Source organism: Kitasatospora sp. NPDC047058 (assembly GCF_040643935.1).
Taxonomy (GTDB): domain Bacteria; phylum Actinomycetota; class Actinomycetes; order Streptomycetales; family Streptomycetaceae; genus Kitasatospora.
This window is the reverse complement of the sequence record NZ_JBEYVJ010000548.1, coordinates 1-3,919: the sequence shown is the minus strand read 5'-3', so window position 1 is coordinate 3,919 and position 3,919 is coordinate 1. Positions and strand designations below refer to the sequence as shown.

Below are 3,919 nucleotides of genomic sequence, written 5' to 3'. Positions count from 1 at the left end.
GGCGTCCGGTGGCGCTCCTGCTGCTCACCATGCCTGCCGCGTAAGGAGTCTGATGAAGTGTCATGCCATCGATGCTAGGAACGGCAGGTCGCGGATTTCACGGGTGCAGGCCCCCTGAACCGACCGGGTGGCAGCCCCACCTTCCCGCTGCCCTTTCGGGCGCCCTGGGTTCGGTGATCGGCCGGCCTTCAGCCGACGGTCAGCTCGTGGAAGCGCCCGACGGTGTCGAAGCCGAGCGACGTGTACAGCCCGACCGCCGCGGAGTTGCTCGCCTTGACGTTGAGGGCGATGTGGTCCACGGTGTCGAGGAGGCGGGCGCAGAGCGTGGCGACCACGGCCCGGCCGAGGCCCCGCCCGCGGACGCGCGGGTGCGCGGCGACGTTGCCCAGGACGGCGATCCGGTAGTCGGGCGACCACACGTGCACACCGGCGGCGGCGACGAGCCCGCCCTCGTCCCGGAGGCCGACGTACTGGCCGGTGTCGAGCATCCGCGAGTCGAACCAGTTGTCCGGGTAGGCGACGCCGTAGAGCGCCAGCAGGTCGGGCAGGTCGGCCCGGGTGAGCGGCTCGCCGGCCGGCGCCGCGGCGAGCACCCGGGCCCGGTCGGCCAGCGCCATCCGGAGGTGCAGGCCGTGCGGTTCGACGCCCGGCCCGGTGCCGAGCACGTCCTCGGCCCCCTCGGTGACCAGCGCGTGGAAGCGCCGGGGGAGCAGAGGACGCAGGCCGTCGAGCAACTCCCGCAGGGTGCCCACGTCTTCGGGGCGTTCGAAGGCGAGCAGGGTCGACTGCCCGTTGCCGTGGTACAGCAGCGCGACGCTGTCCCGGTGGCGGTACCAGACCGTCCAGGGCCAGAAGAAGTCGTCGAGATCGCCCAACTCGTAGGCGTGCAGAGCTGGATCGCGCTGCAGCAGGGCGGCGAGCTCGGACCGGTCGTGAACGGAGACGGGAAGCACGCGGCCGATCGTAGCCGCGTCCGCCGGGAGTCTGCGCCACCGGAGCGGCCGCCCGCGCGGGCCCGGCCGTCGGGGGCCTCGGTGGTCCTGCACCGGCATGGCCGGCCGGCGTAGTGGCGTCCTGTCCTCGGGCTTCAGTCGTCGGCGAGGCGTTGGATGGTGGCGCTCAGCCATGCCTGGAGATCGGCGGGGTCGCCGAGTTCGGAACGCAGGACCCGGCGGCGGGTCGAGACGCCGAGCACGAAGGCGTCGATCGCCGCGGCCCGGTTGCGGGCCTCCACGTCGTCCAGACCGCTCTCGCGCAGATAACGGTGCAGCGGCTCCAGCGAGTTGGTGTCGAGGAAGGCGGCCAGCGCCTCCGCCGCCTCCGGTCGTTCGCCCGACGCGCGGTGCAGCACGAGCAGCGGATCCTCCCCGACGGCACCGAACCAGCGCTGCACGATGCTCGCCGCGAGGCGCGCGCCCAGTTCGGAACGGTCACCGTCGAACGAGTCGGAGACCGGGATCTCCACCCGCGTCGCCGCCAGGAAGAGGCCGTCCTTGCCGCCGAAGTAGCGGGTGATGAGGTTGGGCGAGACGCCGGCCGCGTCGGCCACACCCTTCACCGCGACCGCGGCGAACCCGTGCCGGGCGAACTGGCGTCGGGCGTGTTCCAGGATCCGCTGCCGGGTGGCGGCCGCATCGCGCAAAGTCATGTGTACGAGCATACACATCATGTGTACGCTCATACACATGATCGACGACATCAGGAACCGGCCCACGCGGCGTGTCACGATCCCGTGGAGCGACGACGAGACGCGCGGCATCACGGGCACCCGCCTCGACGAACTGATCGAACGCTGGGAGACCGGCTACGACTGGGGCGTGCACGAGCGCCGCATCGGCGAGTTGCCCTGGGCGACGGTGCGGGCGGGCGACACCGATCTGCGGGTGATCCACCAACGGTCCACGGATCCCGCCGCCCCGGTGGTCGTGCTGCTGCACGGCTGGCCGGACTCGGTGCTGCGGTTCGAGCGTGTCCTGCCGCTGCTCACGGACGTGCACGTGGTGGTCCCCGCGCTGCCGGGCTTCCCGTTCGCAGCCCCGCTCACCACGTCCGGCATGTCGGCCGACCGGATCGCCGGGATCGTCGCCGACGCGCTGGACGAGCTCGGCTACCCGCGGTACACGGTGTCCGGCGGCGACGTGGGGGGCACCGTCGCGGAGATCCTCGCGGCCCGACACCCGGACCGGGTGGCCGCCCTGCACCTCACGAACGTCGCCCCGCAGCGTGCGCTCACGGCGGACCCGGCGAAGCTCGCACCCGACGCAGCGGCCTACCTCGGCCGGTCGGCGCAGTGGTTCCGAACCGAGGGCGGGTACATCGCGGAGCAGTCGACCCGGCCGAACACGCTCGCCGTCGCCCTCGGCGACTCCCCGGCCGGTCTCGCGGCGTGGATCGTCGAGAAGCTGGAGTCCTGGTCCGACGGGCCGGCCTTCACCACGGACGAGCTTCTCACCTGGGTCACCGCCTACTGGGTCACCGGCACGATCGGCACCTCCTTCACCACCTACGTCGAGCCGGTCGAGTTTCCCGACCGGATCGACACGCCGACCGTGCTCTCGGTGTTCCCGCACGACATCAAACCGGAGCCGCGCAGCTACGCCGAGGCGTTCCTGAACATCCGTCACTATGTGGAACACCAGGCCGGCGGCCACTTCGCGGCCTGGGAGCAGCCCGAGGCCTACGCCGACGACGTACGCCGCGCAGTCAGGCTGGGCGGCTGACACGGAGTGACCGTTAAGGTGCCGCCAGGCTCTCGCGGTCGGGCGGCACCCGCAGGACGGCCGCCGTCCTGCCGTTCTCAGCTCTGAACGCGCTGGCCGTACTCCATCTGGTGCGCCCGGATCTCGTCCGCGAGGCCGCAGAACGCTACGGCTGGGGCAACCGGGCCGTCCCCGCCGACGAACTCGACGACGTCGTCGACCGCCTCGCCCGTCACATCGCCGCTCTGCCCGAGGGCGTGATCGGGGCGGCCAAGCGCGCCATCGTCCCCGAGGACCTGGCCGAGGGTGTCCTGCGGGAGCACCACGCCTGGGCGGGCCAGTTCGTCCGCGCTGCGGCCGAACGGCTGATCCGGGGCTGGCCCACGGTGCCCAGACCCGCGATGGTGAGCGCGACCTGGAAGGCCTCCTTCGGGGACTGGCCGGATGGGACGAACTGGGGGCGGGCACACGGGACCGACTGCGCCGTCACTCGCGATCTCCCTCGCCCGGTGCGCCGGCATCGCCGTAGTCCTCATCTCCCTCCCGCAGACTTCCCACATGAGATGGCCTATGAGCCGGCGGGGCGTGGTGGAGTGGTGAGCGTGCGTAGACTGCGAAACCGAAGTGACGTCGAACCGCCCTCGTCCGGAGCGGAGTTGTCACTGTACGAGCTGGCGTTCCTGGCCGGCGGCGAGTGGCGGGTCGCCGAGACCGCGCTGTTGCGGATGGTTCTCGCCAACCGCTTGGAGATGGACCGGAACGGCATGCTACGGGTCATCCGGCCCCGGCCCCGGGACGAGGTCGAGGCTGTTCTGCTGGCGGCGATCGGCCCCTCCGGCACCGCCTGGTTCGGCCGTCCGCGGTCCGCGTTCGGTGCGAGCGCCCCGGCCGCGGAACTGGAGGACGCACTGCGGCGCCGGGGGCTGCTGGTCGGCGGTGCGAGCGCCTCGGGCGGGCCGGGAACGCGGGGAGCGTCGGGAGCCCGCCGTTCTCTTCGGGTGCTGACCCGGTTGACCGTGCCCGTGCTGATCACCGTCGCACTGACGGCTGTCGCGGTGCTCACCTGCCGGGCGGCGGTGCTGCTCGGCGTCGACCCGGGCGTGGCGGTGATCCTGGGTGGGATCGCCCCGCTGCTGGTGGCCGCGGGTGCGGGCCGGCGCCCCCAGCAGCGGCGGGTGGGCGGGGGGGGGCGCCGCCCCTGCGCTCGTGGCAGATCGGAA

The 3,919-nt window shown here is 72.5% G+C and carries 5 protein-coding genes; 2 read left to right on the top strand and 3 right to left on the bottom strand.

Annotation, left to right across the window (positions count from 1 at the left end):
* Window positions 1-188: 188 nt before the first annotated feature.
* On the bottom strand, window positions 189-953 hold the full coding sequence (locus tag ABZ885_RS37190; protein ID WP_360199002.1) for a GNAT family N-acetyltransferase: 765 nt from the start codon (window positions 951-953) through the stop codon (window positions 189-191).
* A gap of 134 nt (window positions 954-1,087) precedes the next feature.
* Window positions 1,088-1,648: a TetR family transcriptional regulator gene (locus tag ABZ885_RS37185; protein ID WP_360199000.1), complete on the bottom strand. Its 561-nt coding sequence runs from the start codon at window positions 1,646-1,648 to the stop codon at window positions 1,088-1,090.
* Window positions 1,649-1,685: 37 nt separating this feature from the next.
* Between ABZ885_RS37185 and ABZ885_RS37180 the strand changes: the two genes are divergently transcribed.
* On the top strand, window positions 1,686-2,720 hold the full coding sequence (locus tag ABZ885_RS37180) for an epoxide hydrolase family protein (RefSeq protein WP_360198998.1): 1,035 nt from the start codon (window positions 1,686-1,688) through the stop codon (window positions 2,718-2,720).
* A gap of 77 nt (window positions 2,721-2,797) precedes the next feature.
* Here the strand turns inward: ABZ885_RS37180 and ABZ885_RS37175 are convergent, their stop codons facing one another.
* Window positions 2,798-3,025: a hypothetical protein gene (locus ABZ885_RS37175; RefSeq protein WP_360199006.1), complete on the bottom strand. Its 228-nt coding sequence runs from the start codon at window positions 3,023-3,025 to the stop codon at window positions 2,798-2,800.
* 75 nt (window positions 3,026-3,100) lie between these two features.
* On the opposite strand from ABZ885_RS37175, the gene ABZ885_RS37170 reads away from it, so the two are divergent.
* Window positions 3,101-3,919 (top strand): TIGR04222 domain-containing membrane protein (locus ABZ885_RS37170; RefSeq protein WP_360199004.1); only part of this gene is annotated, 819 nt, incomplete at its 3' end.